The sequence below is a fragment of the Xanthomonas sp. NCPPB 2933 genome (genome assembly GCF_056725225.1).
In genome coordinates this window covers 1,682,415-1,707,439 of record NZ_CM161518.1, presented here as the reverse complement: position 1 = coordinate 1,707,439, position 25,025 = coordinate 1,682,415, and the positions used below count along the sequence as shown (strand labels likewise).

General features: G+C 64.4%; 24 protein-coding genes and 1 pseudogene. 19 read left to right on the top strand and 6 right to left on the bottom strand.

Translation table 11 applies throughout. From position 1 onward, the window contains the following. Window positions 1–22: 22 nt before the first annotated feature. Window positions 23–562, top strand: coding sequence for a GNAT family N-acetyltransferase (locus AC1PLU_RS07015; RefSeq protein WP_481095285.1), 540 nt, complete (start codon window positions 23–25; stop codon window positions 560–562). Beyond that, window positions 559–888 (top strand): non-heme iron oxygenase ferredoxin subunit, encoded by a 330-nt coding sequence (locus AC1PLU_RS07010; protein WP_115040578.1) that lies wholly within the window; start codon window positions 559–561, stop codon window positions 886–888. The genes AC1PLU_RS07015 and AC1PLU_RS07010 overlap by 4 nt, the downstream gene beginning before the upstream one ends. 87 nt (window positions 889–975) lie before the next feature. Here AC1PLU_RS07010 and AC1PLU_RS07005 read toward each other — a convergent pair. After that, window positions 976–1,166, bottom strand: a pseudogene (locus AC1PLU_RS07005) (hypothetical protein); the annotation flags it as partial. Between the two features lie 494 nt (window positions 1,167–1,660). On the opposite strand from AC1PLU_RS07005, the gene AC1PLU_RS07000 reads away from it, so the two are divergent. The 8 genes from AC1PLU_RS07000 to AC1PLU_RS06965 all read left to right on the top strand — a co-directional run bounded on the left by AC1PLU_RS07000 (window position 1,661) and on the right by AC1PLU_RS06965 (window position 10,411). Further along, on the top strand, window positions 1,661–3,979 hold the full coding sequence (locus AC1PLU_RS07000) for a TonB-dependent receptor (RefSeq protein ID WP_168958914.1): 2,319 nt from the start codon (window positions 1,661–1,663) through the stop codon (window positions 3,977–3,979). A gap of 48 nt (window positions 3,980–4,027) precedes the next feature. After that, on the top strand, window positions 4,028–4,714 hold the full coding sequence (locus tag AC1PLU_RS06995) for a Fe2+-dependent dioxygenase (protein ID WP_481108063.1): 687 nt from the start codon (window positions 4,028–4,030) through the stop codon (window positions 4,712–4,714). Continuing rightward, window positions 4,707–5,465: a tetratricopeptide repeat protein gene (locus AC1PLU_RS06990; protein WP_481108062.1), complete on the top strand. Its 759-nt coding sequence runs from the start codon at window positions 4,707–4,709 to the stop codon at window positions 5,463–5,465. Before AC1PLU_RS06995 ends, AC1PLU_RS06990 begins: the two co-directional genes overlap by 8 nt. A 7-nt stretch (window positions 5,466–5,472) precedes the next feature. Further along, a complete protein-coding gene (locus tag AC1PLU_RS06985; RefSeq protein WP_115040710.1) occupies window positions 5,473–6,111 on the top strand; it encodes a PepSY-associated TM helix domain-containing protein in 639 nt (212 codons plus the stop codon). 22 nt (window positions 6,112–6,133) lie between these two features. Continuing rightward, window positions 6,134–6,649: a DUF2271 domain-containing protein gene (locus AC1PLU_RS06980; protein WP_104551644.1), complete on the top strand. Its 516-nt coding sequence runs from the start codon at window positions 6,134–6,136 to the stop codon at window positions 6,647–6,649. Between the two features lie 171 nt (window positions 6,650–6,820). Beyond that, complete coding sequence (locus AC1PLU_RS06975) at window positions 6,821–7,624, top strand: DUF4198 domain-containing protein (protein ID WP_481108061.1); 804 nt, start codon at window positions 6,821–6,823, stop codon at window positions 7,622–7,624. Between the two features lie 67 nt (window positions 7,625–7,691). Continuing rightward, window positions 7,692–8,666 carry an FAD:protein FMN transferase gene (locus AC1PLU_RS06970; protein ID WP_481108060.1) on the top strand — a complete coding sequence of 325 codons (975 nt, stop codon included), beginning with the start codon at window positions 7,692–7,694 and terminating at the stop codon, window positions 8,664–8,666. Beyond that, entirely contained in the window at window positions 8,663–10,411 is a 1,749-nt protein-coding gene (locus tag AC1PLU_RS06965; protein ID WP_481108059.1) for a flavodoxin domain-containing protein, read from the top strand. The genes AC1PLU_RS06970 and AC1PLU_RS06965 overlap by 4 nt, the downstream gene beginning before the upstream one ends. Window positions 10,412–11,166: 755 nt before the next feature. Here AC1PLU_RS06965 and AC1PLU_RS06960 read toward each other — a convergent pair. After that, on the bottom strand, window positions 11,167–11,907 hold the full coding sequence (locus tag AC1PLU_RS06960) for a HutD/Ves family protein (protein WP_481095277.1): 741 nt from the start codon (window positions 11,905–11,907) through the stop codon (window positions 11,167–11,169). A gap of 358 nt (window positions 11,908–12,265) precedes the next feature. Further along, window positions 12,266–12,640, bottom strand: a complete 375-nt coding sequence (locus AC1PLU_RS06955; protein WP_006452365.1) for a ComEA family DNA-binding protein — start codon at window positions 12,638–12,640, stop codon at window positions 12,266–12,268. A gap of 179 nt (window positions 12,641–12,819) precedes the next feature. On the opposite strand from AC1PLU_RS06955, the gene AC1PLU_RS06950 reads away from it, so the two are divergent. The 4 genes from AC1PLU_RS06950 (at window position 12,820) to murU (ending at window position 16,493) form a co-directional block, all read left to right on the top strand. Next, window positions 12,820–14,313 carry a M20 family metallopeptidase gene (locus tag AC1PLU_RS06950; protein ID WP_481108058.1) on the top strand — a complete coding sequence of 498 codons (1,494 nt, stop codon included), beginning with the start codon at window positions 12,820–12,822 and terminating at the stop codon, window positions 14,311–14,313. Window positions 14,314–14,433: 120 nt separating this feature from the next. Next, on the top strand, window positions 14,434–14,706 hold the full coding sequence (locus tag AC1PLU_RS06945) for a GlsB/YeaQ/YmgE family stress response membrane protein (RefSeq protein WP_006452367.1): 273 nt from the start codon (window positions 14,434–14,436) through the stop codon (window positions 14,704–14,706). 57 nt (window positions 14,707–14,763) lie between these two features. Continuing rightward, the gene (locus AC1PLU_RS06940; RefSeq protein WP_481108057.1) at window positions 14,764–15,786 is read left to right on the top strand and encodes an aminoglycoside phosphotransferase family protein; all 1,023 of its coding nucleotides are present in this window, start codon (window positions 14,764–14,766) and stop codon (window positions 15,784–15,786) included. Beyond that, complete coding sequence (murU, locus tag AC1PLU_RS06935) at window positions 15,783–16,493, top strand: N-acetylmuramate alpha-1-phosphate uridylyltransferase MurU (protein ID WP_481108056.1); 711 nt, start codon at window positions 15,783–15,785, stop codon at window positions 16,491–16,493. Before AC1PLU_RS06940 ends, murU begins: the two co-directional genes overlap by 4 nt. A gap of 1,094 nt (window positions 16,494–17,587) precedes the next feature. On the opposite strand, the gene hda is transcribed toward murU, so the two are convergent. The 3 genes from hda to AC1PLU_RS06920 are packed head-to-tail and all read right to left on the bottom strand — an operon-like array spanning window position 17,588 to window position 20,564. Beyond that, a complete protein-coding gene (gene hda, locus AC1PLU_RS06930; protein ID WP_481108055.1) occupies window positions 17,588–18,289 on the bottom strand; it encodes a DnaA regulatory inactivator Hda in 702 nt (233 codons plus the stop codon). Next, window positions 18,286–19,455 carry an AI-2E family transporter gene (locus tag AC1PLU_RS06925; RefSeq protein ID WP_023904621.1) on the bottom strand — a complete coding sequence of 390 codons (1,170 nt, stop codon included), beginning with the start codon at window positions 19,453–19,455 and terminating at the stop codon, window positions 18,286–18,288. The genes hda and AC1PLU_RS06925 overlap by 4 nt, the downstream gene beginning before the upstream one ends. After that, complete coding sequence (locus AC1PLU_RS06920) at window positions 19,452–20,564, bottom strand: DUF2066 domain-containing protein (protein ID WP_255085704.1); 1,113 nt, start codon at window positions 20,562–20,564, stop codon at window positions 19,452–19,454. The genes AC1PLU_RS06925 and AC1PLU_RS06920 overlap by 4 nt, the downstream gene beginning before the upstream one ends. Before the next feature lie 22 nt (window positions 20,565–20,586). Between AC1PLU_RS06920 and purM the strand changes: the two genes are divergently transcribed. The 5 genes from purM to AC1PLU_RS06895 all read left to right on the top strand — a co-directional run bounded on the left by purM (window position 20,587) and on the right by AC1PLU_RS06895 (window position 24,471). After that, window positions 20,587–21,720, top strand: a complete 1,134-nt coding sequence (gene purM / locus AC1PLU_RS06915) for a phosphoribosylformylglycinamidine cyclo-ligase (RefSeq protein WP_481108054.1) — start codon at window positions 20,587–20,589, stop codon at window positions 21,718–21,720. 14 nt (window positions 21,721–21,734) lie between these two features. Beyond that, window positions 21,735–22,193 carry a hypothetical protein gene (locus AC1PLU_RS06910; RefSeq protein ID WP_481108053.1) on the top strand — a complete coding sequence of 153 codons (459 nt, stop codon included), beginning with the start codon at window positions 21,735–21,737 and terminating at the stop codon, window positions 22,191–22,193. 37 nt (window positions 22,194–22,230) lie between these two features. Beyond that, window positions 22,231–22,884 (top strand): phosphoribosylglycinamide formyltransferase, encoded by a 654-nt coding sequence (gene purN / locus AC1PLU_RS06905; protein WP_481108052.1) that lies wholly within the window; start codon window positions 22,231–22,233, stop codon window positions 22,882–22,884. A gap of 66 nt (window positions 22,885–22,950) precedes the next feature. Beyond that, window positions 22,951–23,784 (top strand): DUF3108 domain-containing protein, encoded by an 834-nt coding sequence (locus AC1PLU_RS06900; RefSeq protein WP_268214524.1) that lies wholly within the window; start codon window positions 22,951–22,953, stop codon window positions 23,782–23,784. Window positions 23,785–23,787: 3 nt separating this feature from the next. After that, the gene (locus AC1PLU_RS06895; protein ID WP_481108051.1) at window positions 23,788–24,471 is read left to right on the top strand and encodes a DUF3108 domain-containing protein; all 684 of its coding nucleotides are present in this window, start codon (window positions 23,788–23,790) and stop codon (window positions 24,469–24,471) included. The last annotated feature ends 554 nt before the right edge of the window (window positions 24,472–25,025 follow it).

Genomic DNA, 25,025 nt, shown 5'->3' with positions numbered 1-25,025 from the left:
GATTCTCGCTAAACTGCTCCCCATGCAGACCACCACTTTCCGCACCGCCACCGTCGACGATATCGACGCCCTCGTTTCGCTGGTGACTTCGGCCTATCGCGGCGATGTCAGCCGCGTTGGCTGGACCACCGAAGCCGACTTCCTCGACGGCGCGCGGATCGATCCCGCCGTGCTGCGCGAAGACCTGTTGCGTGACCGCAGCCTGGTGCTGCTGGTCGAACAGGACGGGTGGCTGCTGGCCTGCGCACATATCGCCGACGACCACGGCGCCGGCTACTTCGGCATGTTTGCCGTCGATCCTTCGCTGCAGGGCAGCGGGCTCGGCAAGACGCTGCTGGCCGAAGCCGAACGCATCGCTTTCAACGAGTGGCAGCTGCCGGTGATGCGCATGACGGTGATCGACATCCGCGATGAGCTGATCGCCTTTTACGAGCGACGCGGCTATCGCCGCACCGGCATCACCAAGCCGTTTCCGTATGGCGACGTGCGTTTCGGCGTGCCGCTGCGCCAGGACCTGCGCTTCGAGGTACTGGAAAAACCGCTCGGCGGCGCAGCGCTGTGAGCGAGACCTGGACCTTCGTCTGCGCCAGCGAGGCGCTGCTGCCCGGCGAGTTGCAGACCGTCTGGGATGAGGTGACAGACGCCCCGATCGTGGTTTTCAACCTCGACGGCGAGCTGTATGCGCTGGAAGACCGCTGCAGCCACGAAGACTACGAGCTGTCGCCTGGGGCTTTCGACCCAGCGGCCGGCACCATCGAATGCCTGCTGCACAGCGCCCGCTTCGATATCCGCGACGGCCGCCCGTTGTGCGCACCCGCCTACACCGCCGTGCCCAAATTTCCGGTCAAGCGCGAACACGGCGGCATCTGGGCACGCGACGACCGCTGAGAGCGATTAGATCAGTGAGTGCGGCAGGTCGGCTGTGGCTGTGATCGTGGCTTTGCCCGTAGAAGCCAAGGTTAAAAAGCCTAGTGAGTCGAGCGCGCGGTGCCCTCGCCGCTCGCGGGACACGCCGTGAACCCGTCCCTGGGGCTCGGTGGCGGCATCCATGCCGCCACACGGTCCCGCAAGCGGCAAGGACACCGCACCAGACAGATTGCTGGTTGCTTGAAAACATGCACACCGACCACCTCGACTGGTCCTTGCCCGCCCACCGTCGCGGGACCTTACGCGGCATGGATGCCGCGTAAGAGCTTACAAGGACGTACTTGCAGCGTGTCCCGCGATGGTGGGTGGGCAAGGGCCCTGCAGCCAAACAGCAGATCAGCGGCCCTTGCAGCAAACCTTCATGAAGTAGTTCGGTCCGCCAATTGAAATAGCGCACAAACCTTTCTGCCACAACCGCGCGACGTCGGCCAACAACAAAGATTGCAAAGAAGAATGATTTGCATTTAAGATCGCAGCCCTTCAGGCCTTCTTAACAACTGGCCTGCCCTGCGATCCCATGCGCCCAGCTCTGCCAGACCGTTTTCTCCTGCGTTCGCCCCGCCTGCGCCCTTCCGCGCGGCGCCTTGACGTATGCGACATCGGGTCATGCCAGCACATCGCATCGGGCTAGCCGGCGCGCACTGTCGATCCACCTTTTTCAATCCTCACCCCATCCCCGCATCCGCCGAGCCATCGCCAGGCCGGAGCCTCGCTTTCCTCTTCGAGACGCCTCATGACTCCCAGGATTTCCCCGCTCACCTCGGCCGTGCTGCTGACGCTGTCCGCTCCTGCCTTCGCCCAGCCTGGCGATGCGCCGGCGCCTCCGGGCGCGGTCGATCTGGATGCCATCCGGGTGCAGCAGGAACGCGCGCAAAAGCCATCCTCGCCCAAGTACACCGAGGCCCTGCGCGACACGCCGCAGACGATCACCGTGGTCACCAAGCAGACCATGGACCAGCAGAACCTGCTGTCGCTGCGCGACGTGCTGAGCACCCTGCCCGGCATCACCTTCGGCGCGGGCGAAGGCGGCGGCGGCTATGGCGACAGCATCAACCTGCGCGGCTTCACCGCCAGCAGCGACATCACCACCGACGGCGTGCGCGACAGCGCGCAGTACAGCCGCAGCGACACCTTCAACCTGGAAGCGGTGGAGCTGATCAACGGCGCCAACTCCGCCATGTCCGGCGCCGGTTCGGTCGGCGGCAACATCAATCTGGTCACCAAGACCGCCGGCCAGGGCGACTTCACCAATGTCGTCGTTGGTGGCGGCAGCGACCGCTACGGCCGGCTCACTGCCGACAGCAATTACGACTTCGAAAACGGCACCGCCGTGCGCTTGAACGCGATGGGCCATACCCAGGACGTGCCGGGCCGCGATGAAGAATTCCGTCACCGCTGGGGCTTTGCGCCGTCGGTGGCGTTCGGCCTGGGCTCGGATACGCGCTTTACGCTGAGCTACCTGCACCAGCACGACAACAACCTGCCGCAGTACGGCGTGCCGTTCGCGCTGAGCCCGTTCAACAACGGCCCGCTGCCGGGTGTGGACCGCGAGACCTACTACGGCTACCGCAACGTGGCGCGTCAGGAGATCGACGTGGACATGCTGACCGGCGTGCTGGAAATGGACTTCGACGACAACGTCAAACTGCGCAGCCTGGCGCGCGTGCAGCGCGTGGATCAGACCACCAGCGCGACTGCGCCGGAAGGCACCTGGTGCCTGCCCAACAACACCAACGCCTACACCGGCCGCGCCTGCGTCGGCCAGCCACCGGCCACCTGGAACCCCAACAGCGGCCCGCGCGGCCTGGTGCGTGAGACCGAAAATTTCATCGCGCACAGCCAGACCGATCTGACCGCCACCCTGCATACCGGCGCGATCGAGCATCGCCTGGTCGCAGGCATCGCCTTCAGCAAGGAAGACTTCGAACTCAATAGCGGTTCGATCTTCCGCAACGCCGATGGCTCCACTACCGGCATCACCTATCCGCTGCAGTCGTTCGACAATCCGTACAACATCTGGACCGGCCCGCAGAACTACTTCCGCACCGGTCGCAGCAAGGGCAGCCTGACCAATCAGGCGGTGTATCTGTTCGACACGCTGCAGTTCAACGAGCAGTGGATGCTCAACCTGGGCGGCCGCTATGAGCACAACGAAGGCGACAGCACCACCTACACCGTCAACGCCGCCGGCAATGTCACCGGTGTGACCCCGGGCTTCCCGGCCGGCAGCGAAGAGGACCTGTTCTCGTATCGCGCCGGTCTGGTGTTCAAGCCGGTCGAGAACGCCAGCCTGTATCTGTCCTACGCCAACAGCAAGACGCCGTCCAAGGCCTCGGTCAACGGCTCCTGCACGCCGATCGCCACCGCCACGGCGGGCGCCAACTGCAATGTCGAGCCGGAAAGCGCGGTCAACATCGAACTGGGCGGCAAGTGGGACGTGTTGAACGAGCGTCTGGCGCTCACCGCGGCGGTGTTCCGCAACGAGCGCGAAAACTACAAGGTCAACAGCGGCGACCCGCTGATCCCCGAGCAGGTGCTTGACGGCAAGGCCCGTGTGGACGGCATCGCCCTGGGCGCGGCCGGCTACCTGACCGAGCGCTGGTCGATCTTCGCCAACTACACCTTCCTCGATAGCGAAGTGCTGCAGAGCGTGTCCAACCGCACCGAAAGCCTCACCGGCGATCCCATCGCCGGGCGCGAGCTGGTGCAGACGCCGCGCAATGCCGGCAACATCTGGACCACCTATCAGCTCAACCAATGGACCTTCGGCTACGGCGTCACCTACCAAGGCGGCTTCTATCCGAATAATTCGTCGGCGGCCGGCTACGTCAAGACCGACGATTACTGGGTGCACCGCGCGATGGTCGGCCTGCGCGTCAACGACTGGCTCAGCCTGCAGTTGAACGTCAACAACCTGTTCGACGAGGAGTACTACACCAGCATCCGCAACAACCTCACCGTCAACGCGGCAGGCACTGTCACTGCCGGCAATGGCTGGGCGCTGCCGGGCGATGGTCGCTCGGCGGTGTTGAGCGCCACCTTTAGTTTCTAAGCCTCCGGCACATCGCCCGCACAGTGCGGGCGACGTGGAGATCTGCGCATGTTGCTGCCCATTCCCGATGTCCTCACTCCCGCGCAACTCAGCGAGTTGCGTGCGCGGCTGGACGCGGCCGACTGGGCAGACGGCCGCATCACCGCCGGACATCAATCCGCGCAGGCCAAGGACAACGCGCAACTGCCCGAAGACAGCGCCATTGCGCGCGCCGCCAGCGCGCTGGTGCTGGAGGCGCTGGCGCGCAGCAGCACGTTCTTTTCGGCGGTGTTACCACGGCGCATCTATCCGCCATTGTTCAATCGCTACAGCGGCGGGCAATCGTTCGGGTATCACGTCGACAATGCAATCCGCTACGACCGCAGCCGCGGCGGCGCAGACCCTGTGCGCACCGACGTTTCCGCCACGTTGTTTCTTAGCGACCCGGACAGCTACGACGGCGGCGAGCTGGTAATCGAAGACACCTACGGCACGCAATCGGTGAAGCTACCGGCCGGGCATCTGGTGATCTATCCCGGCACCAGCCTGCATCGGGTGATGCCGGTGACCCGCGGCACCCGCGTGGCGTGTTTTTTCTGGACCCAAAGCATGCTGCGCGACGATGCGCAGCGCCGCCTGTTGTTCGAGCTGGATGTCTCGATCCGCCGGCTGACGCAAGACACCCCCGGCCATCCCTCGCTGATCCAGCTCACTGGCGTGTATCACAACCTGTTGCGGCAATGGGCCGATGTCTGAGCCCGCACTGGATACCGCGCAGCTGATCGACCTGCTGCGCACGCAACCCGATCAAGCGCTTGCACTGCTGCGCAAGGCCGCTGCGCGCCAGGACGTGGAAGCACAACTGCTGCTCGCGCAGATCTATGCCGAAGGCCGCGGCGTCGCGGCCGATCCGGCCATGGCGATGCTGTGGTACGAAGTCGCCGCCAATGCATGGCATGCGGAAGCGATGAATCAGTTGGGGCGTTGCCACGAACTCGGCTTCGGCACCGCGTGCAATATCGTATTGGCCGCGCTGTGGTATCGCCGCGCCGCCGAGCACGGGCTGGATTGGGGCATGTACAACCTCGCGCATCTGTACGGCTCCGGCCGTGGCGTGGCGCAGGACCACGCGCAGGCGTTGGCGCTGTATCGCACTGCTGCCGAGCGCGGGCATGCTAGATCGATGAACTTTCTGGCGCGTTATCTGGATGAAGGACTGGCCTGCGATGCCGATCCAATCGCTGCGCGCGACTGGTATCGCCGTTCCGCCGAAGCAGGCGATTTCCGCGGCCAGGCCAGTTACGCCACCTTGCTGGCAGATGGTGGCGACCTCGATCAGGCCGAGCACTGGATGCGGCGTGCGATCGCAGGCGGGCATGCCGGCTTTCTGCAACAACTCACACCGCTGCTGGCGAGTGCGCGCCATCCACGCTTGCAGGCATTGCTGAGCGAAATCGCTGCACGGCAAGTGCTGCTGCAGGTATCCACCGCAGCGAATGCGGCCTGAGCGCAGCATGTCGACCTCCAACGACACCATTGCCACCACCCAGCAACGTCGCGGTTTCTGGCTGCGCATGCTGCATCAATGGCACTGGATCAGTTCGGCGCTGTGCCTGATCGGCATGCTGCTGTTTACCCTCACCGGGCTGACCTTGAATCACGCCGCGCGCATCGAAGCCAGCCCTTCGACCGAGCAGCGCACGCTCACGCTGCCGCCTGCGCTTCTGAAAACCTTGGGCGATCGGCAGGAAGGCAATGCACCGCTGCCGCCGCGGGTGGCGCAATGGCTGGGGCGCGAACTGGATATCAGCGTCGGCACACGCAGCGGCGAATGGTCGGCCGACGAGGTGTATCTCGCGTTGCCACGGCCAGGTGGCGATGCGTGGTTGAGCCTTGACCGCAGCACCGGTGCGATCGAGTACGAACGCACCGGACGTGGTGCAATCGCCTATCTCAACGATCTGCACAAGGGACGCAATGCGGGGCCGGCCTGGGGCTGGTTCATCGACGTGTTCGCCATCGCCTGCCTGGTGTTCTGCATCACCGGGCTGTTCCTGCTGCACCTGCATGCGCGCCAGCGCCGGATGACCTGGCCGCTGGTCGGCCTGGGTCTGCTGATTCCGCTGCTACTCGCCCTGCTGTTGATCCACTGACTTTTTCCCACCGGAGACGACCATGCGCGCCACCCTGACCATCGCCCTGAGCGGCCTGCTCGCCATGCCGGCGTATGCGGCCACGCTCGACATCAATGTCGAAATCCCCAAGCTCAACGTCGCCGAATATCACCGCCCGTATGTGGCGATCTGGCTGGAAGGTGCAGACCAGAAAGTCGCTGCCAATCTGGCGGTCTGGTATCAATCCAAGGACACCGCCGAAGGCCACGGCACCAAGTGGCTGCCGGACCTGCGCCAATGGTGGCGCAAGAGCGGTCGTACCCTGGATGTGCCGGTCGACGGCGTCACCGGCCCGACCCGGCCTGCCGGCGCACACGCGCTGTCGTTCTCCGATACCAAGGGCGCGTTGAAGTCGCTGCCGGCCGGCCAGTACACGCTGGTGGTGGAAGCCGCGCGCGAAGTGGGCGGACGCGAGTTGGTCAAGGTGCCTTTCACCTGGCCGGCGACGACTTCGCAAACCGCAAAGGCCAGCGGCAGCAGCGAGCTCGGTGCCGTCAGCCTGGTGGCAAAGCCCTGAGCGTTGCGCTGTTGTTGGCAGCCGCACGGAGCGTGCGCTGCAAGTAACGGCGCACGCGCGCTTCATCGCTTTGGCAAAGACATATCGCTTCCCACGCATCCACGCAGCGCCGCACCCTCGCGCTGATCAGACACGTGATTCATCGTCCTCATCGTCCTTCAAGGAGTTGTCATGAAACGTTCTCTCGTCCTGATCGCCATGCTCGCCGCACTGCCCGTCAGTGCACTCGCCCACAAGGCCTGGTTGCTGCCGTCGCAGACCGTCATCGCCGGTGAAGCGCCGTGGATCACGGTGGATGCAGCGGTCTCCAACGACCTGTTCTACTTCAATCACGTGCCGCTGCGCCTGGATAACTTGAGCATCACCGCGCCGGATGGCAGCGCGCTCAAGCCGGAAAATCCGGCCACCGGCAAGTACCGCAGCGTGTTCGACCTGCAACTCACCCAGCCCGGCACCTACAAGCTCAGCATCGTCAACGCCGGCCTGTTCGCCAACTGGAAAGAAGACGGCAAGCCCAAGCGCTGGCGCGGCGACGAAGCCCGCTTCGCCACCGAGGTGCCGAAGAACGCGCAGGATTTGCAGGTCTCGCAGTCCTTCAATCGCGTGGAAACCTTCGTCACCCGCGGTGCCCCTACCACCAAGGCATTCAAGCCCAGCGGCAAGGGCATCGAGTTGATCCCGGTGACCCATCCCAACGATCTGGTCGTCGGCGAGGCGGCGCAGTTCACGCTGCAACTGGATGGCAAGCCGGCAGCCGGGCTGGAGATCGAAATCGTGCGCGGCGGCACCCGCTATCGCGATGCGCAGAACGAGATCAAGCTGAAGACCGATGCCAAGGGCGGCTTCAGCGTGACCTGGCCGGAAGCCGGTATGTACTGGCTGGAAACCACCACCGAAGACAAGAAAACCTCGCTGCCGCAAGCCAAACAGCGTCGTCTGGGTTACGTCGCCACGCTGGAAGTGCTGCCGCAGTAATCCGCACGCACGCGGCAGGATTGCACGCAGCGTGCATCCTGCCGCACTGCCTTCATAAGATTTCTCCATGCCTGCATCGTCTTCCGCCGACCACGCCATCGCCACTCTCGGCGGCCGCAGTATGGGCACCACCTGGAGCGTGAAGCTGATCGCGCCGCGCGGGCGCGACCTGCACCCGTTGCATGCCTGCATCCAGGCCGCGCTCGATCGGGTGGTCGCGCAGATGAGCACCTGGGAAGCGGATTCGGACATCAGCCGCTACAACCGCGCTGCCGCTGGTCAGTGGCAGACCCTACCTGATGAATTTCATGCAGTGCTGAGCGCAGCACTGCAGATCGCACAAGCCAGCGATGGTGCCTTCGACCCCACAGTCGGCCCGATGGTCGAGCTATGGGGCTTCGGTGCCTCGGGCGGGCGACGGCAAGTGCCTGCAGCCGATCAGATCGCCTTGGCTAGCGCGCGCTGCGGCTGGCAACGTCTGCAACTGGACGGCATGCGCGTGCTGCAGCCTGGCGCACTGGCGCTGGATCTATCCGGCATTGCAAAGGGATTCGGTGTGGACTGCGTGCATCGCGCGCTGCTGCGGGCCGACATCGACAGCGCATTGATCGAAGTGGGCGGCGAACTGTTCGGCTATGGACGCAAGCCCGATGGCAGTGCCTGGCGCGTGCTGGTCGAATCCGCACCCGACGAAGACGCCGGTGCTGCATTGCCGCCACGTGTGCTGTCGCTGGACGGACTGGCGGTCGCCACGTCCGGTGATCGTTGGCACCGCTTCGATGACGGCAGCACCCGCTATGCGCACACCTTCGACCCACGCATCGGCGCGCCCGTTCCGCATGCGCCCGCAGCAGTCACCGTGCTCGCACGCAATGCGATGCAGGCCGATGCCTGGGCCACTGCGATGACCGTGCTTGGCGCCGATGCCGGGCTTGCCTATGCGCGCACTGCAGCGTTGGCCGCGCGTTTTCTTACGCGCAAGGACGGCGTTCTGCTTGAATCCATGAGTCCGGCCTTCGAGCAACAGTTGGCTGCGTCATGACCGCCAATAACCTCCGCGTGTGGCTTGGCAACGGGTTGGTTCTGCTTGCTCTTGCAGCCATCGTCGGCTGGCTGGGCGGCTTGCATGCTGGTGCATGGTGGAGCGCACCGACACCGCATCGCTGGCAGTTGGCAGGTCTTGGGCTGACGCTCTACCTGGGCCTGTGCGCGGTCGTGCTGTTGCGCGCGCGCCGGCGCGTCCGTGCAGAGCGCGCAGACGCCAGCGGCGTGCTGATCGTCTGGGCAAGCCAGACCGGATTTGCGCGTGAACTGGCCGAACGCAGCGTGGCCGCGCTGCAGTCGGCAGGCATCGGCGCGCACGCACTGCCACTGGACGCCGTCGATGTCGATCAACTCACACGTGTGCCGCGGCTGCTGTGCATCGTCAGCACCACCGGCGAAGGCGATGCACCCGATCATGCGCAAGCAGCCGAGCACGATTGGCTGGCCGGTGATGCGCAGGATCTGATGGCCGTGCAGTACGCCGTGCTGGCGCTGGGTGACCGTGGCTATACGCAATTTTGCGCATTTGGCCGACGCATCGACGATCGCCTGCAGGCACGCGGCGCCACCCGTTTGTTCCAACGCATCGAGGTCGACAATGCCGACCCGCGCGCCTTGCAGCAATGGCAACGGCGTCTGGCAGAGCTGGCGCCAGCGCTTGCGACACAACCCGACTGGAGCCTGCCGGCCTACACCGCCTTGCAGCTACGCGAGCGTGTCCACGTCAATCCAGGCAGTGCGGGCGCACCGATTTACCGCCTTCGCCTGACGCCGTGCGACGGGCCATTGCCGCAATGGAGCGCAGGCGATATCGCAGAAATCGCGCCGCATAACGCACCGAGCGCGGTGGAGTCCTGGCTGCAGCGCAACCAACGCGATGGCGCACAACACATCGACGGCCGCACGCTGCGCGACTGGCTCAGCGGCGCGCAACTTCCCGTCGATGTCGATGTCGATGTCGATGTGGGTGCCATTGCCGGCCCCGGCCCAAGTGCTGGTGCTGGCACCGATGCCGATGCCGATGCCAAAGTCAAAATCGGCCCAGGTACTGACACAGTCACAGCCACTGATACAGGTGCAGCTACAAGCACAACTTCATCGCTAGACGCAGATGCATTGGTGCGCCGCCTTGCCGCCCTGCCCCATCGCGACTATTCGCTCGCATCCATTCCCGAAGAAGGCCACGTCGAACTGCTGGTGCGCGAGCACCGGCACGCCGACGGCAGCCTGGGTCTGGGTAGTGGTTGGCTCTGCATCCATGCACCGATCGGCGCGCCCATCGCGCTGCGCCTGCGCAGCAACTCCGGTTTCCACCCGCCTGCACCCGAGCAACCAATGTTGCTGATCGGCAACGGCACTGGCATCGCCGGACTGCGCGCCCATCTACGCGCCCGTATCGCAGCCGGCGCACGTCGCAACTGGCTGCTGTTCGGCGAACGCAATGCCGCCCACGACGCGCTCTATGCCGACGAGCTGCAGCAGTGGCAACGCGATGGCTGGATCGACCGTCTGGATCTGGTGTACTCGCGCGATCAACAACAGTCAGTGCGCTACGTACAACACGCACTGGCCGCTTCCGCAGACCACCTACGTCTGTGGGTCGATCAAGGCGCCTGCATCTACGTCTGCGGCAGCCTGCGCGGCATGGCACCCGAAGTCGACCAGACGCTTGAGTCAATTCTCGGCACCGATGTCAGACAAGACCTGCTGCGCAAAGGGCGCTATCGCCGCGACGTGTATTGAAGGTGGCTAACACCACCTGACGAACGGCTACCGACGGAGTATCCGTCGATGTCCTAGATGTCCAGAATGGATGCTGCCCGGAATCGCGAGTAGCGTTGGTTGGCACTAAGGCGGCTAACAAAACGTCAAAGTCTGGTTGATCGAGGGCGCGGTGCCCTCGCCGCTCGCGGGACACGCCGTGAACCCGTCCCTGGGGGCTCGGTGGCGGCATCCATGCCGCCACACGGTCCCGCAATCGGCGAGGACACCGCACCAGAAAGTCTGCTGACTGTTTTATTGAAAGCTATGCACACCGATCAACTCGACTGGTCCTTGCCCGCCCACCGTCGCGGGCCCTTACGCGGCATGGATGCCGCGTAAGGGCCTACACGGACGTACTTGCGGCGTGTCCCGCGACGGTGGGTGGGCAAGGGCCCTGCAACCAAGTGAAGATCAACCGCTCTGCAACTGATCTATCCGCACTGTCCAATCACTTCCACACCAAGCGGCATTTCAAATAGCCATGCACACCGAGCATCTCGACAGGTCCTTGCCCGCCCACCGTCGCGGGACCTTACGCGGCATGGATGCCGCGTAAGGACCTACACGGACGTACTTGCGGCGTGTCCCGCGATGGTGGGCGGGCAAGGGCCCTTCAGCCAAGCGGCAAATCAGCTGCTCTGCAATAGACCGGCCTGAAGTAGTTTTATCAGCCGCTCTCAAACCAGAACTCGATCAATACACGGACACTGCGTGATCGCACGCACGACCGACAACTAAACCGGACTCACCCGGATAGCCAGCAACTCACCACCGCCATCGAGCACATAGCGGGTGCGCGAGGAGGCGCTCAGCCAGGCAGTATCTCCGGCCACCAAAGGCGGCAAGCCGCTATCGCGTCCAAAGCTGGCCTGACCGGCGAGCAGATGCAGCGCCCAGGCGCTGCCCGGATCTGCAAAGAACAGCATGGTGCCGACCAGCGGACGATGCAGCAGCTCAGCCTTCAGCACATCGCGCCGCCACATCAGGTTGAAATCCTGGGTCGGCCCGTCGAGCAGCGTTGCGCTGACCGCTTCTTCGCCAGCGAATCGGACGCGTTGGTAGGGCGGCAGCAAGTCGCAGCTGCGATAACTACTGCCGGGCGCATCGGTGCCGCCGTCGGCGCCTACATCATGGCCGCCGTGGTCCGCGCCGCTGCCGTCGTTGCTACCGCCGCCATCGCTTTCATTGCCACTGCCATTACTACTGTTGCTACTGCCAGTGCCGGTGACACTCGCAGCATCGCCAAACCGTAGCCGCATGCCATTGCCATGCAACAACACCAATTCGCGATCGATGCCTGGGAAAGCAGAAAACGCCGCATCCTGCTCGATCTCGGCGATCGACAAGCGCAGCGACCACGCGTCGGCATCGCCGAGGCGCAGGATCTCGCGCGTCCAGCCCAGTTGATTGCGCCATCGCTCGCGCCGGTAGTCGGTGGCCGGAATTACCCGGCTGCTCAGGTCTGTCAGCTGCATTGGCGCATTGTGCCCCAAGCGTTGCGCTGAGGCCGTCATGTGTGACCAACGTGCCGCTGCGTTATGCGCATGAGCAGTACACGCACAGCGACCTATACCTCACGCTAGATGCTGTGACTTACGCTTCACGCTCTGACTAGCGCCGCATGCTGCAACCGCCACTTCCCTGCAGTCACCTACGCATGTGTACGCTCGCAACTCATGCGCCCCCAAAACGAAAAACGCCCGGCTGCACATCCAAGTGCAACACCGGGCGATTCCACGTCCTTGTCGGCTTCCAGCCATCCCCCGGACATCCTGTCCAGTTAGGTTGCGGCCACGCATCCTCGCGTCGAACCGTATCTCGGATCCCTTCCCCTTAACGCCGTCCCACCGGTTTCACCGCCGCCCCCTTGGCAGCCTTCTTGGCGGGAGCCATCGTGGCTCCTACTTCGATCAGGTCTCGATTCCGTTCGACCGTCTTGAGTCCGATGCCCTTGACCAGTGCCAGTTCCTCGGCACTTTTGAAGGGACCGTTTGCCTGACGGTGCTCGACGATTGCCTCGGCTTTTGATCGCCCGACATTCGTCAGCACTTTGTCCAATTCCTCAGCAGACGCGGTGTTGATATCGACCTTGTCGAGTGCATACGCATTCGAGGACAACAACAACGCCAGTAGCAGGGACTTCAGGACTACGGTAAATGACTTCATTGCAACGCTCCTTGTGGCTTGGGTGATGGTCCTAGCCAGCATTCCTGCCGGCGGAGCCAGTGTCCCGCGCCACATGCAGCAATCCTATCGCCAACGAACTTTTCACACAGCAGGTGAACTGCGCGCCGCCTTGTAGGGAAATACCTACCCCCTCCCCTCGCAAAGGCGACCATCAGGCCCCGGCGTAGAATGTGCCGTTACTTCACGCATTCGGAGTCTTCATGGACAGCGCCAAGATCGACCAATTCATCAGCGACACGTGGGATCGGGAGATCGTCCCGCAATTGGTCGATTACATCCGCATCCCTAACAAGTCGCCGATGTTCGACACCGATTGGGTCGCGCACGGCTACATGGAGCGGGCGGTCACCCTGATGGAAACCTGGGCGCGGGCGCAGGCGATCGACGGCATGCAGGTCGAGGTGGTGCGCCTGGAAGGCCGCACGCCGTTGATCTTCATCGAAATTCCGGCCACCGGCGCCGAATCGGGCGACGACACCGTGCTGCTGTACGGCCACCTGGACAAGCAGCCGGAAATGACCGGCTGGGACGCCGACCTCGGCCCGTGGGAGCCGGTGCTGCGCGACGACAAGCTGTACGGCCGCGGTGGCGCCGATGATGGCTACGCGATCTTCGGTTCGCTGGCGGCGGTGCTGGCGCTGCGCACCCAGGGGCTGCCGCATGCGCGTTGCGTGGTGCTGATCGAAGCCTGCGAGGAATCCGGCAGCTACGATCTGCCGGCCTACGTGGACCACCTTGCCGAGCGCATCGGCAAGCCGTCGCTGGTGGTGTGCCTGGATTCGGGCTGCGGCAACTATGAGCAGCTGTGGTGCACCACCTCGCTGCGCGGGCTGACCGGCGGCAACCTGAGCGTGAAGGTGCTGGAGGAAGGCGTGCACTCGGGCGATGCCTCCGGCGTGGTGCCGTCCAGCTTCCGCTTGCTGCGCCAGCTACTCTCGCGCATCGAGGACGAAGCCAGCGGCCGCATCCTGCTGGAAGGCCTGCATGTGGAGGTGCCGACCGAACGACTCACGCAAGCCAAGGCCGCGGCGGCGACACTGGATACGGCCATCTTCGACAAATTCCCGATGGTCGATGGCCTGGTGCCGATGCATGACGACCTCACCGAGCTGGTGTTGAATCGCACCTGGCGCCCTGCGCTGTCGATCACCGGTGTGGACGGCATGCCGCCGCTGGCTTCGGCCGGCAATGTGCTGCGCCCGCAAACCGCTGTGAAGCTGTCGTTGCGTCTGCCGCCGACTGCCGACGGCAAAACCTGTGGCGAACTGCTCAAGGAAGCGCTGCTGCGCGACCCGCCCAACGGCGCGCAGGTGACCCTGGAACTGGAAAAGGCATCGTCCGGCTGGAATGCGCCCGAGATGGCGCCGTGGCTGGAAAAAGCCATCGACGACGCCAGCCTGGCGTTCTTCGACAAGCCGGCCATGTACATGGGCGAAGGCGGCTCGATCCCGTTCATGGGCATGCTGGGCGAGAAGTTCCCCGGCGCGCAGTTCATGATCACCGGCGTGCTCGGCCCGCATTCCAATGCACATGGCCCGAACGAGTTCCTGCACATCCCGATGGGCAAGCGCGTGACTGCCTGCGTGGCCAAGGTGATTGCCGAGCATCACGCCGCCTGCCTGCGCGGCGAGACCAGCGGCTCGCCGGTGGCCGCCGACAGCGGCACCCGTCATGGCGGGCATGGCTGCTGCTGAGTTGGCGGTTTAACCGATGCATGCCATTGGCCTGCGTTGACTGATGGAAGTGCTAGTGGGAGAGGGGCTTGCGCTTAGTGAAGTGCTAGTCTGCCGATCCCACTTACCTCAGTGCCTGCAATGAACAATCTCTTCGGTAGCGACAGCTGGCTTTACATCATTCTGGTCGGCTTCGTGGTCGGGCTGCTGGCCCGTTTCATTACGCCGGGCACGCAGCGCCTGGGTTGCCTGCTGACCATCGTGCTGGGCATCGCCGGTGCAGTGGTGGCCAGCTGGTTCGGGCGCTACATGGGCTGGTACCACGCAGGCGAACCGGCCGGTTTCCTCGGCGCGTTGCTGGGTGCGATCGCGATCCTGGCACTGCTGCGGCTGTTCAGCGGCAGCAAGCGTTGATCGACCCGCCGCCACTCTGACGTGGCGGCGCCTCACTTCACGACACAGCATTTACTCATGACGTCATCGTTGCTTCCCGATACCGCGCGCGATGCGCTCCGTCTGCAATGGGCGCGGCACACGCTGGATGATTCGCAGGCCACCCTGCAACGTGCGTCGGTCGATGCGGGATTTCGCAGTTATTGGCGCACCCAAGGGAGCGGCATGGATCGCATCCTGATGGATGCGCCACCCGAGCTGGAAAATGTGGCGCCGTGGTTGCGCATGCATGCACTGCTCGGCGAGCACGGCGTGCGCGTGCCGCTAGTGCTTGCGCAAGATCTTGAAACCGGATTCTTGCTGTTGGAGGACCTGGGCGTACCGACGCTGGCGCAGGTACTGACCGACGCCAATGCCGATGTATTGCTGGATGACGCGATCGATCAGTTGTTGCTGCTGCAGCGCATTCCACCGCCCGCCGACAGCGGTGTATTCGGCGAGGCGCTGCTGCAACGCGATGCCGGCCTGTTCGAAGAATGGTTTCTCGGTCGCCATCTGGGGCTGCAGCTGGGCTGCGAGCACACCGAGCAACTGCAACTGGTGCAGCGCCGTTTGATGGACAACGCACTGGCGCAGCCGCGCGTGTTCACCCATCGCGATTTCATGCCGCGCAATCTGATGCCGGTCAGCAATGGACCGGCGGTGCTGGATTTTCAGGACTGCGTGATCGGCCCGATCGCCTACGACCCGATCAGTCTGTTCAAGGACACCTCGGTGAGTTGGCCGATCGCACGCGTGGATAGTTGGCTGCAGCGCTATCACGCACGTGCCCTAGCGGCCGGATTACCGGTGCCGCCGCTGGCGCACTTCCTGCGCGATGCGGACTGGATGGGCGTGCAGCGGCACCTGAAGAATCTGGGCATCTTCTCGCGCCTGAGCCATCGCGACGGCAAGCATTGGTATCTGGATAACGTGCCGCGCTTCATCGCCTATCTGGACGACGTGCTGCCGCGCTACAGCGAACTGGCGCCGCTGATCGGGCTACTGGAAGACCGGGTCAAACCTGCCTTGGCGGCGCGCTCCACGCAGGCCGGCGCATGAAGGCCCTGATCTTCGCGGCCGGATTTGGCGAGCGCATGCGGCCGCTCACCGAACGCACGCCCAAGCCGTTGTTGAAGGTCGGCGGCACGCCGCTGATCGTCTGGCATCTGCGCAAGCTGGCCGCGCTGGGCGTGGACGAGGTAGTGATCAATACCTCGTGGTTGGCCGAGCAATTTCCGCAAGTGCTGGGCGACGGCAGTGCGTTCGGGCTGCGCCTGACCTATTCCTACGAGGGCGCCACACCGCTGGAGACAGGTGGCGGCATGCTGCATGCGTTGCCGTTGCTGGGCGATGCCCCGTTTCTGTTGGTCAATGGCGATATCTGGACCGACTTCGATTTCGCGCGGCTGTCGAGCGCGCCGGCAGGACTGGCGCAACTGGTGCTGGTCGATCAACCTGCGTATGCGGCGCGAGCGGATTTCGCGTTGCAGGCTGATGGCAAGGTCAGCGCCGATCTGCCTGCAACCCACACTTACGCCGGCATCGGTGTCTATCGGCCTGCGCTGCTACGCGATTGGCAATCGGTCATCGGCCAGCTACCAGAGCAGACCGGCACAGCACCGCGGTTTGCGCTGGCACCGATCCTGCGCGCGCAGATGGCGGCAGGCTTGATCGACGGCATCCACCATCCGGGGCGCTGGACCGATGTGGGCACACCGCAGCGGTTGGCGGAACTGGATGCGCAACTGCTGCACGACGGCAGCTGATCGCACCATACAGCTGCAAAAATCCGTAATCGAGAGTGGCTGACAAAACCTCTTGAAGGCTGTATCCATGGCGGCAACGTGTTGGCCGCCGAGATTTCAAGTCGTCGCGGCGTTTAAATGCAGTCGAATGCTTGGGCCAACAGCCTAGTCGGTCGAGTGCGCGGTGCCCTCGCCGCTCACGGGACACGCCGTGAATCCGTCCGTGGAGGCTCGGTGGCGGCATCCATGCCGCCACACGGTCCCGCAATCGGCGAGGACACCGCACCAGAAAGTGAGTCGGTTACTCTCTTGGAAGGCTGCCTGTTGATCTCGTTGCGTTGCGAAGCTGATCGGACGCGGCATTATTCAAACAGCACCCGCCATGCCTTGCTTGCAACCATGCGCACCGACCATCTCGACTGGCCCTTGCCCGCCCACCGTCGCGGGCCCTTACGCGGCATGGATGCCGCGTAAGAGCCTACATGGACGTACTTGCGGCGTGTCCCGAGATGGTGGCCGGGCAAGGGCCTTGCAGACAAACCGCAGATCAAGCGCTCTGCAACCGACGCATCAATACCGTTCAATCAGCTCACAGCAACAAAGATATCGACTTATGTTGTTTAGATACATTCAAACGTTGTAAGTCAAAAGCATGGTCAGTCGAGTGCGCGGTGCCCTCGCCGCTTGCGGGACACGCCGTGAATCCGTCCGTGGAGGCTCGGTGGCGGCATCCATGCCGCCACACGGTCCCGCAAGCGGCGAGGACACCGCACCAGAAAGTGAGCCGGTTACTTTGTTGAAAGCCTGCCTGTTGATCTCGTTGCGTTGCGAAGCTGATCGGACGCGGCATTATTCAAACAGCACCCGTCATGCCTTGCTTGCAACCATGCGTACCGACCATCTCGACTGGCCCTTGCCCGCTCACCGTCGCGGGACCTTACGCGGCATGGATGCCGCGTAAGAGCCTACATGGACGTACTTGCGGCGTGTCCCGCGATGGTGAGCGGGCAAGGGCCCTGCAGCCAAACACCAGATCAGCCGCTCTGAAACTGATCTATCAGTAGCGTTCAGCACCCCTCGGAACACGCGGTAAACGCAGTCGTTTCTCAGCCGCTCTAAGACCCACGATCCTCAAGCACCCGCCGCAAAAACGGCACCGTGATACGGCGCTTGGCAGCCAGCGATTCGCGATCCAGCCGATCCAGCAAGGCCACCAGCCCGGCCAGTTCGCGTTCGCTATGGGTCAGCAGCCAGTCGATTGCCGCTTCGTCCAATGCCAGCCCGCGCCGTTGCGCACGATCGCGCAACACCGCAGCACGCCCCGCATCGTCGAGCACAGGCAGGCTAATGCGGATGCATTGCGACAGCCGCGAGCGCAGATCCGGCAGTACCAACGCCAGGCCATCGGGCATCTGCCGCGCGGTGTACAGCAGCGTCGTACCGGCAGAGCGCGCTCGGTTGTGGAAATCGAACAAGGCCACTTCGTCGTCGCGCTGCCCGGCAATGGTGTCCAGACCATCCAGCACGACCAGGCTACGCCCTTCCAGTGCTTCGAGCGCATCGCGCAATCGACCTGCCGCCGCATGCAGCGGCAGATAGGCAGAAGCGCGGCCGGCCTGCTCGGCCGCCGCGCACAGCGACAGTGCCAGATGCGTCTTGCCGGTGCCGGCGGGGCCAGCCAGATACAGCCAGTCGCTCACCTGCCCCGCAGCCAAGGCCTGCAATTGCGCGAGTAACCCCTCGGGCGCGGCGATGTAACTATCGAAGCGCTGATCGGGCGGCGCGCGCAACGCCAGTGGCAATTGCGGAACACTCACAACCGATCTGCGTCCTTGCCGGGTTCGACGATCACGCTGCGCTCGGTAGTACCCGATTGCAGCACGATGCCGGCGCGCTCGCCTGCGTACAGATCGCTGTGGGTGTACTGCTCATGTGCGTAGCGCAGCAGCACGTTGGCCACCGCTGCCACCGGCAGCGCCAGCAGCATGCCGAGGAAACCAAACAACTGGCCGCCCGCCATCACTGCGAAGATCACCGCCACCGGATGCAGGCCGATCTTGTCGCCGACGATACGCGGGGTCAGCACATAGCTTTCCAGCAACTGGCCGACCGTGAACACCACGCCCACGCCGATCAGCAACTTCAGATCCAGACCCTGTGCCTGTACCACGGCCGCCAGCAAGGCGAGCACGATGCCGGTGGTGGCGCCCAGATACGGAATGAAGCTGATGAAGCCGGCAATGATGCCGATCAGCAGCCCCAGATTGAGCCCGATGATGGACAGGCCGGTGGCGTAGATCACGCCCAGCGCCAGCATCACCAGGAACTGGCCGCGGATGAAGCCGCCGAGCACGTCGTTGGATTCGAGCGCCAACCGGCTCACGGTGCCGATGTAGGCACGCGGGATGACCGCTGCCACGCGCTCGACCAGGCGGTCCCAGTCGCGCAGGAAGTAGAACGCCAGGATCGGCAGCAGCGCCAGGTTGATCACCCAGGTCACCATCGCAAAGCCCGAGCGCTGTACGTAACCGAAGAACGTCTTTGCGGCGCCGCCGGCCTGCTCCCAATGGCTGCGGATCCAGTCGATCAGACGCTCCGGGTCCAGCCAGCCCATCAGCTCCACGCCGGTCTTGGCTTCCAGCCACGGAATCGCGGTACTGATCGCCCAGGTGCGCATCTGCGGCAGCGCGTCGATCAAGGTCATGATCTGGCGCTCGATCATCGGCACCAGAATCATCAGCGCCAGCACGAACAGCAGCAGCGCCAGCACGAACACCAACGACACCGCCATGTTGCGCGAGCGTCCGGCACGCTCGATGCGATCCACCAGCGGGTCGCCCAGCCAGGCCAGCAGCAACGCCAGCACGAACGGCGTCAGGATCGGCGACAGCAGCGAGACCACCCACAGCACGCCGACAATCACCGCCACCCATTTGAGGCGGCGCAGGAACAGGGCAATTTCGGCTTCGGGAGTCAAAGTCATTTGAGGCGGTACTCGGCGTGCTCGTTTTCGAGAATGATCGGGCCCTCGGTCGGTACCGACACTGGTACCAACGGGCTGTTGTCGCCGAGCATACGGTTGAGGCCGGAAATGCCCGTGAGCAATTCCAGATCCACTTCCATGCGGTCGCCGTTGGCGCTGACCGGGCGGATGCTGCGCACCACCGACACGCCCTGCAGCGCGGCCGAGACACGCAAGTAATCGTCGGCGCTGGTGATACCGGTGATCACCGCGCGATAGACGCCGGGCACGCCCGAGTCCACCCGCTTGGCATAGCGCTTGACCAAGGCATCAGCCGCACCGTCGGCACCGGCGGCCATCGCGCGTCGCGCGTCGCCGTCGTTGCTGGTCCAGCTGGACAGCACGTTGCCGTTGTCGACGAACACCCAGTCGGCAGTCCAACCGGCGTCGGTGCGGTAGAGCTTGCCGATCAGCTGCATCGGCGGGCTGTATTTGGCCGATGCGCGCGACACCGCAGCGGTGTCCTTACGCCAAATCGCGCCAGCCAGTGCCTGCTCGGCGGCCGCGCCACTTGGCAGGCCGAGCCGGTAGCCACGCTCGATGGCCCGGTCCAGCACGCTGCGCGCGGCATTGGCCTGGGTCACGCTGACCAGACGCGGGCCGCTGCCGTCGTCGATGGCCAACCACAGCACCGGCTTGGGACGCGGCAGCGGCCACACCGGCAACCCCAGCGCCGCGATCAGACTGTCCACATCGGTTTGCCGGAAGCGCGCCACCAGGGTGGTACGGAAGGTCGGCGCGCCGGTGCGCGAGGTGCCCTGATCCTGGCGGTAGTCGTAGTGTTCGACGTAGTTGGGCGCATTGCGCAACGCCTGCGACACCCCGGGGCGACTCATCGCGCCGCGGTCGCCGGAGACCTTGCCCAGTACCGCGCCCAGCGCGCGCGCCAGGGCGCCAGGGCGATCGGACTCGCTCTGGCTGTTGACCGGCACTTCGGCATCGTAGGCACTTTGCGCCTTGGCGACATCGCCTTCGGTGCGCAGATCGGCCTGTGCGAAGGCCGGCAGCACGGGCGCGGCGACCACGAGGGCGAGAAAGAAAGCGAGACTGCGGCGCATCGACGGTTCCATGACTTAAGCGTATCCGGGTGAATTGTTGCCCGAATGGGACGCCAGCGCCAACGTGGCTGCTAAAATCGCCGCCTTTACAGCCGAGCCCTCCCCGCCCGTGACCAGCCCAACGCCTTCCAATCCCTCGCCCATGACCTACCGTGAGGCAGGTGTCGACATCGATGCCGGCAACGCGTTGGTCGAACGCATCAAGCCGCTGGTCAAGCGCAGCTTCCGGCCGGAGGTGATGGGTGGCCTGGGCGGTTTTGGCGCCTTGTTCGACCTGTCGGGCAAGTACAAGGAGCCGGTGCTGGTGTCCGGCACCGATGGCGTCGGCACCAAGCTCAAGCTGGCGCAGCAGCTGGGCCGGCACGACACCATCGGCATTGACCTGGTCGGCATGTGCGTCAACGACGTGCTGGTGCAGGGCGCCGAGCCGCTGTTCTTTCTGGACTACTTCGCCACCGGCAAGCTGGATGTGGACACCGCCGCGGCCGTGGTCGGCGGCATTGCGCGCGGCTGCGAGTTGTCCGGTTGCGCGCTGATCGGTGGCGAAACCGCCGAGATGCCTGACATGTATCCGCCGGGCGAATACGACCTGGCCGGCTTCACCGTGGGCGCGGTGGAAAAATCGCAGTTGCTGGATGGCGCGCAGGTGCGCGCAGGCGACGTGCTGATCGGCATTGCCTCTTCGGGCCCGCATTCCAACGGCTATTCGCTGATCCGCAAGATCTACGAGCGCGCCGGCGCCCCGGCCGAGCTGGTGTTGGAGGATGGCGTCAAGCTGATCGATGCGCTGATGGCGCCGACCGCGCTGTACGTCAAGCCGATCCTGGCGCTGCTCAAGTCGCACGGCCCGACGATCCACGCCATGGCGCACATCACTGGCGGCGGGCTGACCGAAAACATCATCCGGGTGATTCCCGATGGTCTGGGCCTGGACATCGACGCCAAGGCCTGGACGTTGCCGCCGGTATTCGCCTGGCTGCAGCGCGAAGGCGCGGTGGCCGATGCCGAAATGTGGCGCACCTTCAACTGCGGCATCGGCTTCGTGCTGATCGCCGCGCCCGAGCAGGCCGCCGCGCTGGAGCAGGCGCTGGATGCGCAGTCGCTGGCGCATTGGCGCATCGGCCAGGTGGTCCCGGCACAGGGCGACGAGCGCGTGCGGATCGGTTGATCGAGGAGAGCTGCATGGACGCTTCCCCACGCGCACTGCCGGCATCGGCCAGCGCTGACGATCTCCAGCATCTGAAACTGCTGTCGATCTTTCACTATGTGCTGGCCGCCATCACTGCCCTGTTTTCGCTTTTCCCGTTGATCCATCTATTCATGGGCATTGCAATCATCACCGGGCACCTGCCCATGACAAATGCCAATGCGGACGCACCATCAATGGATCCGCGATTGTTCGGCTGGTTCTTCGTGGCGTTCGCGGCTGTGTTCATTGGCTGCGGCCTGACGCTGGCGGCGTTCATGGCCTACGCGGGCCGCTGCATTACCCAGCGCAGACGGCATCTGCTGTGCCTGATTGTGGCCGGCATTTCCTGCTCCTTCATGCCGTTCGGCACCGTCGTCGGCGTGTTTACCCTGGTGGTGCTGCTGCGCCCGCAGGTCAAGACCTTGTTCGCTCCGACCGCCGCTGCAGCGTGACACGCACTGCCCCCATGACATCAGCGAATCCGACCGAATGAGTCTGCGTCTGGCCGTGCTGGCTTCCGGCCGCGGCAGCAATCTGCAAGCCATCCTCGATGCGATCGCCTGCGGCCGCCTGCAGGCAGAGGTGGTCGGGGTATTTTCCGATCGCCCGCAGGCGCCGGTCCTGCAGAAGGTGGGCGAGGAACGGCGCTGGAGCGCCAGCCCGCGCGACTTCGCCGACCGCGCTGCCTTCGATGCCGCGTTGGGCGATGCCATCGCCGCCGCGCAGCCGGATTGGGTGATCTGCGCCGGTTACATGCGCATCCTCGGCGAGCCGTTGGTGCGTCGCTTCGCCGGGCGCATGCTCAATATCCACCCCTCGCTGCTGCCCAAGTACCGCGGCCTGCACACCCACGCCCGTGCACTGGAGGCCGGCGATGCCGAGCATGGCGCCAGCGTGCACCTGGTGGTGCCGGAACTGGATGCCGGCACGGTGATCGCACAGGCGCGCGTGCCGGTGCTACCCGACGACACCGCCGAGCAGCTGGCCGCCCGCGTGCTCGCGCGCGAACACCCGTTGCTGCTGGCCACGCTGAACCTGCTCGCCAGCGGGCGCGTGGCGGTGCACGGCGATAGCGTCCACATCGACGGTCAGTGCCTGTTTACGCCACTGCGACTAGAGTCCGATGACACCGCACTCGCCTGAATGCGGATACGCCCTCCTCATCCTTCCTCGGACATCCTCGCGGGCCCCGTGCCCCGCTCTCAGCGCATGAACGTCATCCCGATCGCCGCCGCGCTGTTGACCACCGCCCTGCTCGCCCAAGCCGGTACCGGCCGTGCGCAACAGGCCCCTGCCGTGCCTGCGCCAGCTACTCCTGCTCCTGCCCCGGTTGCGGCACCGCCGGCTGCGCCGGCCTCTGCAGCTGCACTGCCTGCCAGCACCTGGACGCCACCGCCACTGCAACCCTTCGTTGCGACCTACCAGGCGTTTTATCGCGGCAAGGAAGCCGGCGATGCCACCATGCAGGTCAGCCACGGCGAGGGCAGCCAGTGGCGCATCGACATGTCGGTGCGCGGCCGCAAGGGTTTTGCCAGCATCCTGGGGTTGAACCTGGAACAGAGCACCGTGTTCCAGGTCGATGGCGACACCTATGTGCCGCTGAGCCAGAGCACCGTGCGCAAGGCGATGTTCTTCGGCAAGAAGGTCACCGGCGTCTACAACTGGCAGACCGCCAGCGCGCAGTGGGACGGTGATCTGAAGAAAGAGCGCCAACAGCCGATTCCGCTGCAGCGTGGCGACCAGAGCGCGCTGTCGTTGAACCTGTCGCTAATGCGCGACGCGCAACCCGGGCGCAGCCTGAGCTATCGCTACGTCGATGTCGGCCGGGTGCGCAAATACGATTACAAGGTCGCCGATGCCACCGAAGTGGTGCAGGTCGGCGATCTGAGCTACGACGCGTTGCGCGTGTACCGCGTCAACAGCGGCGACAACGAAACCATCCTCTGGATCGCCAACGGGGTTCCTACGCCGGTGCGCATCCTGCAACGTGACAAAGGTGAGGATCAGGTCGATCTGCGCCTGGTCGAATACCAAGGAGCCTGAGCCATGAAATCCATTTCCCGCACATCTTCGCTGATTGCCGCTGCCGCACTGGCCGCGGCCAGCCTGCCCGCACTCGCCGTGCAGCCGTTCCAGGCCGATTATTCGGCCAACTACATGGGCATGCAGGCCAACGGCACCATGACCCTGGCCGCGGCCGGCGACAAGCAGTGGCGCTACACGCTCACCATCCAGAACCAGCTGGCCAATCTGACCCAGAGCACCGTGTTCGAAGAGAGCAACGGTCAACTGCGCCCGGTCAGCAGCAACGACACCTCGTCGATGATGGTCAAGCGCCGCAACGTCACTGCCAATTACGACTGGAAGACCAGCCAGGCGACCTGGGGCGGCGACATCAAGCCGGACCGTCGCGGCCCGGTCAAACTGCAGCCGGGCGACATGGACGCGTTGCTGATCAACCTGGCGATCACCCGCGACCTGGCCGCCGGCAAGCCGCTCAACTACCGCATGGTGGACGAAGGCCGCATCAAGCCGATGAGCTACAAGGTTGTCGGCAAGGAAACCATCACCGTCAACGGCAAACAGGAACAGGCGACCAAGGTGTCGCGCGTGGACGGCGACAAGGAACTGATCGCCTGGGTGGTCAAGGACCTGCCGGTCCCGGCACGTTTGCTGCAGAAGGAAAAGGGCCAGGACGCACTGGACCTGACCATCAAGGCGCTGCGCTGAGCGCGCCAAACCTTCGACCAGAGGCTTAGTTGCCAGCGTAGTTCCGGTCGTAAAGTTGTTTAGTGCAGTTGGTAGAGTCGTTTAGTGCAGTCAAACGCTTGCTGAGTCGAGGGCGCGGTGCCCTCACCGCTCGCGGGACACGCCGTGAACCCTTCCCTGGGGGCTCGGTGGAGGCATCCATGCCGCCACACGGTCCCGCAATCGGTAAGGACACCGCACCAGAGAGTTGGTCGGTAGCTCGGTGAAAAGCGGGCCATCTCGTTAGTTGCATTGGCTTGCTGCTGCGGGTCGCAACTACATGAGAGTTGGCGAATTAGAAGCACCTCATGCATTGCTTGCATCTTGCACACCGACCATCTCGACGGGCCTTGCCTGCCCACCGTCGCGGGACCTTACGCGGCATGGATGCCGCGTAAGAGCCTACACGGACGTACTTGCGGCGTGTCCCGCGATGGTGGGAGGGCGAGGGCCCTGCAGCAAAGCCGCAGATCATCTGCTCTAGAAGCGATCTATTCGCATTGTCCAACTACTCAAAGCCAACCAATCTTTCGAGT

Excerpts from the sequence above, each read along its gene's own strand:
- AC1PLU_RS07015 (WP_481095285.1), top strand. The coding sequence starts at position 23 with ATGCAGACCACCACTTTCCGCACCGCCACCGTCGACGATATCGACGCC.
- AC1PLU_RS07000 (WP_168958914.1), top strand. The coding sequence starts at position 1,661 with ATGACTCCCAGGATTTCCCCGCTCACCTCGGCCGTGCTGCTGACGCTG.
- AC1PLU_RS06995 (WP_481108063.1), top strand. The coding sequence starts at position 4,028 with ATGTTGCTGCCCATTCCCGATGTCCTCACTCCCGCGCAACTCAGCGAG.
- AC1PLU_RS06990 (WP_481108062.1), top strand. The coding sequence starts at position 4,707 with ATGTCTGAGCCCGCACTGGATACCGCGCAGCTGATCGACCTGCTGCGC.
- AC1PLU_RS06985 (WP_115040710.1), top strand. The coding sequence starts at position 5,473 with ATGTCGACCTCCAACGACACCATTGCCACCACCCAGCAACGTCGCGGT.
- AC1PLU_RS06980 (WP_104551644.1), top strand. The coding sequence starts at position 6,134 with ATGCGCGCCACCCTGACCATCGCCCTGAGCGGCCTGCTCGCCATGCCG.
- AC1PLU_RS06975 (WP_481108061.1), top strand. The coding sequence starts at position 6,821 with ATGAAACGTTCTCTCGTCCTGATCGCCATGCTCGCCGCACTGCCCGTC.
- AC1PLU_RS06970 (WP_481108060.1), top strand. The coding sequence starts at position 7,692 with ATGCCTGCATCGTCTTCCGCCGACCACGCCATCGCCACTCTCGGCGGC.
- AC1PLU_RS06965 (WP_481108059.1), top strand. The coding sequence starts at position 8,663 with ATGACCGCCAATAACCTCCGCGTGTGGCTTGGCAACGGGTTGGTTCTG.
- AC1PLU_RS06960 (WP_481095277.1), bottom strand. The coding sequence starts at position 11,907 with ATGCAGCTGACAGACCTGAGCAGCCGGGTAATTCCGGCCACCGACTAC.
- AC1PLU_RS06955 (WP_006452365.1), bottom strand. The coding sequence starts at position 12,640 with ATGCTGGCTAGGACCATCACCCAAGCCACAAGGAGCGTTGCAATGAAG.
- AC1PLU_RS06950 (WP_481108058.1), top strand. The coding sequence starts at position 12,820 with ATGGACAGCGCCAAGATCGACCAATTCATCAGCGACACGTGGGATCGG.
- AC1PLU_RS06945 (WP_006452367.1), top strand. The coding sequence starts at position 14,434 with ATGAACAATCTCTTCGGTAGCGACAGCTGGCTTTACATCATTCTGGTC.
- AC1PLU_RS06940 (WP_481108057.1), top strand. The coding sequence starts at position 14,764 with ATGACGTCATCGTTGCTTCCCGATACCGCGCGCGATGCGCTCCGTCTG.
- murU (WP_481108056.1), top strand. The coding sequence starts at position 15,783 with ATGAAGGCCCTGATCTTCGCGGCCGGATTTGGCGAGCGCATGCGGCCG.
- AC1PLU_RS06925 (WP_023904621.1), bottom strand. The coding sequence starts at position 19,455 with ATGACTTTGACTCCCGAAGCCGAAATTGCCCTGTTCCTGCGCCGCCTC.
- AC1PLU_RS06920 (WP_255085704.1), bottom strand. The coding sequence starts at position 20,564 with ATGGAACCGTCGATGCGCCGCAGTCTCGCTTTCTTTCTCGCCCTCGTG.
- AC1PLU_RS06910 (WP_481108053.1), top strand. The coding sequence starts at position 21,735 with ATGGACGCTTCCCCACGCGCACTGCCGGCATCGGCCAGCGCTGACGAT.
- purN (WP_481108052.1), top strand. The coding sequence starts at position 22,231 with ATGAGTCTGCGTCTGGCCGTGCTGGCTTCCGGCCGCGGCAGCAATCTG.
- AC1PLU_RS06900 (WP_268214524.1), top strand. The coding sequence starts at position 22,951 with ATGAACGTCATCCCGATCGCCGCCGCGCTGTTGACCACCGCCCTGCTC.
- AC1PLU_RS06895 (WP_481108051.1), top strand. The coding sequence starts at position 23,788 with ATGAAATCCATTTCCCGCACATCTTCGCTGATTGCCGCTGCCGCACTG.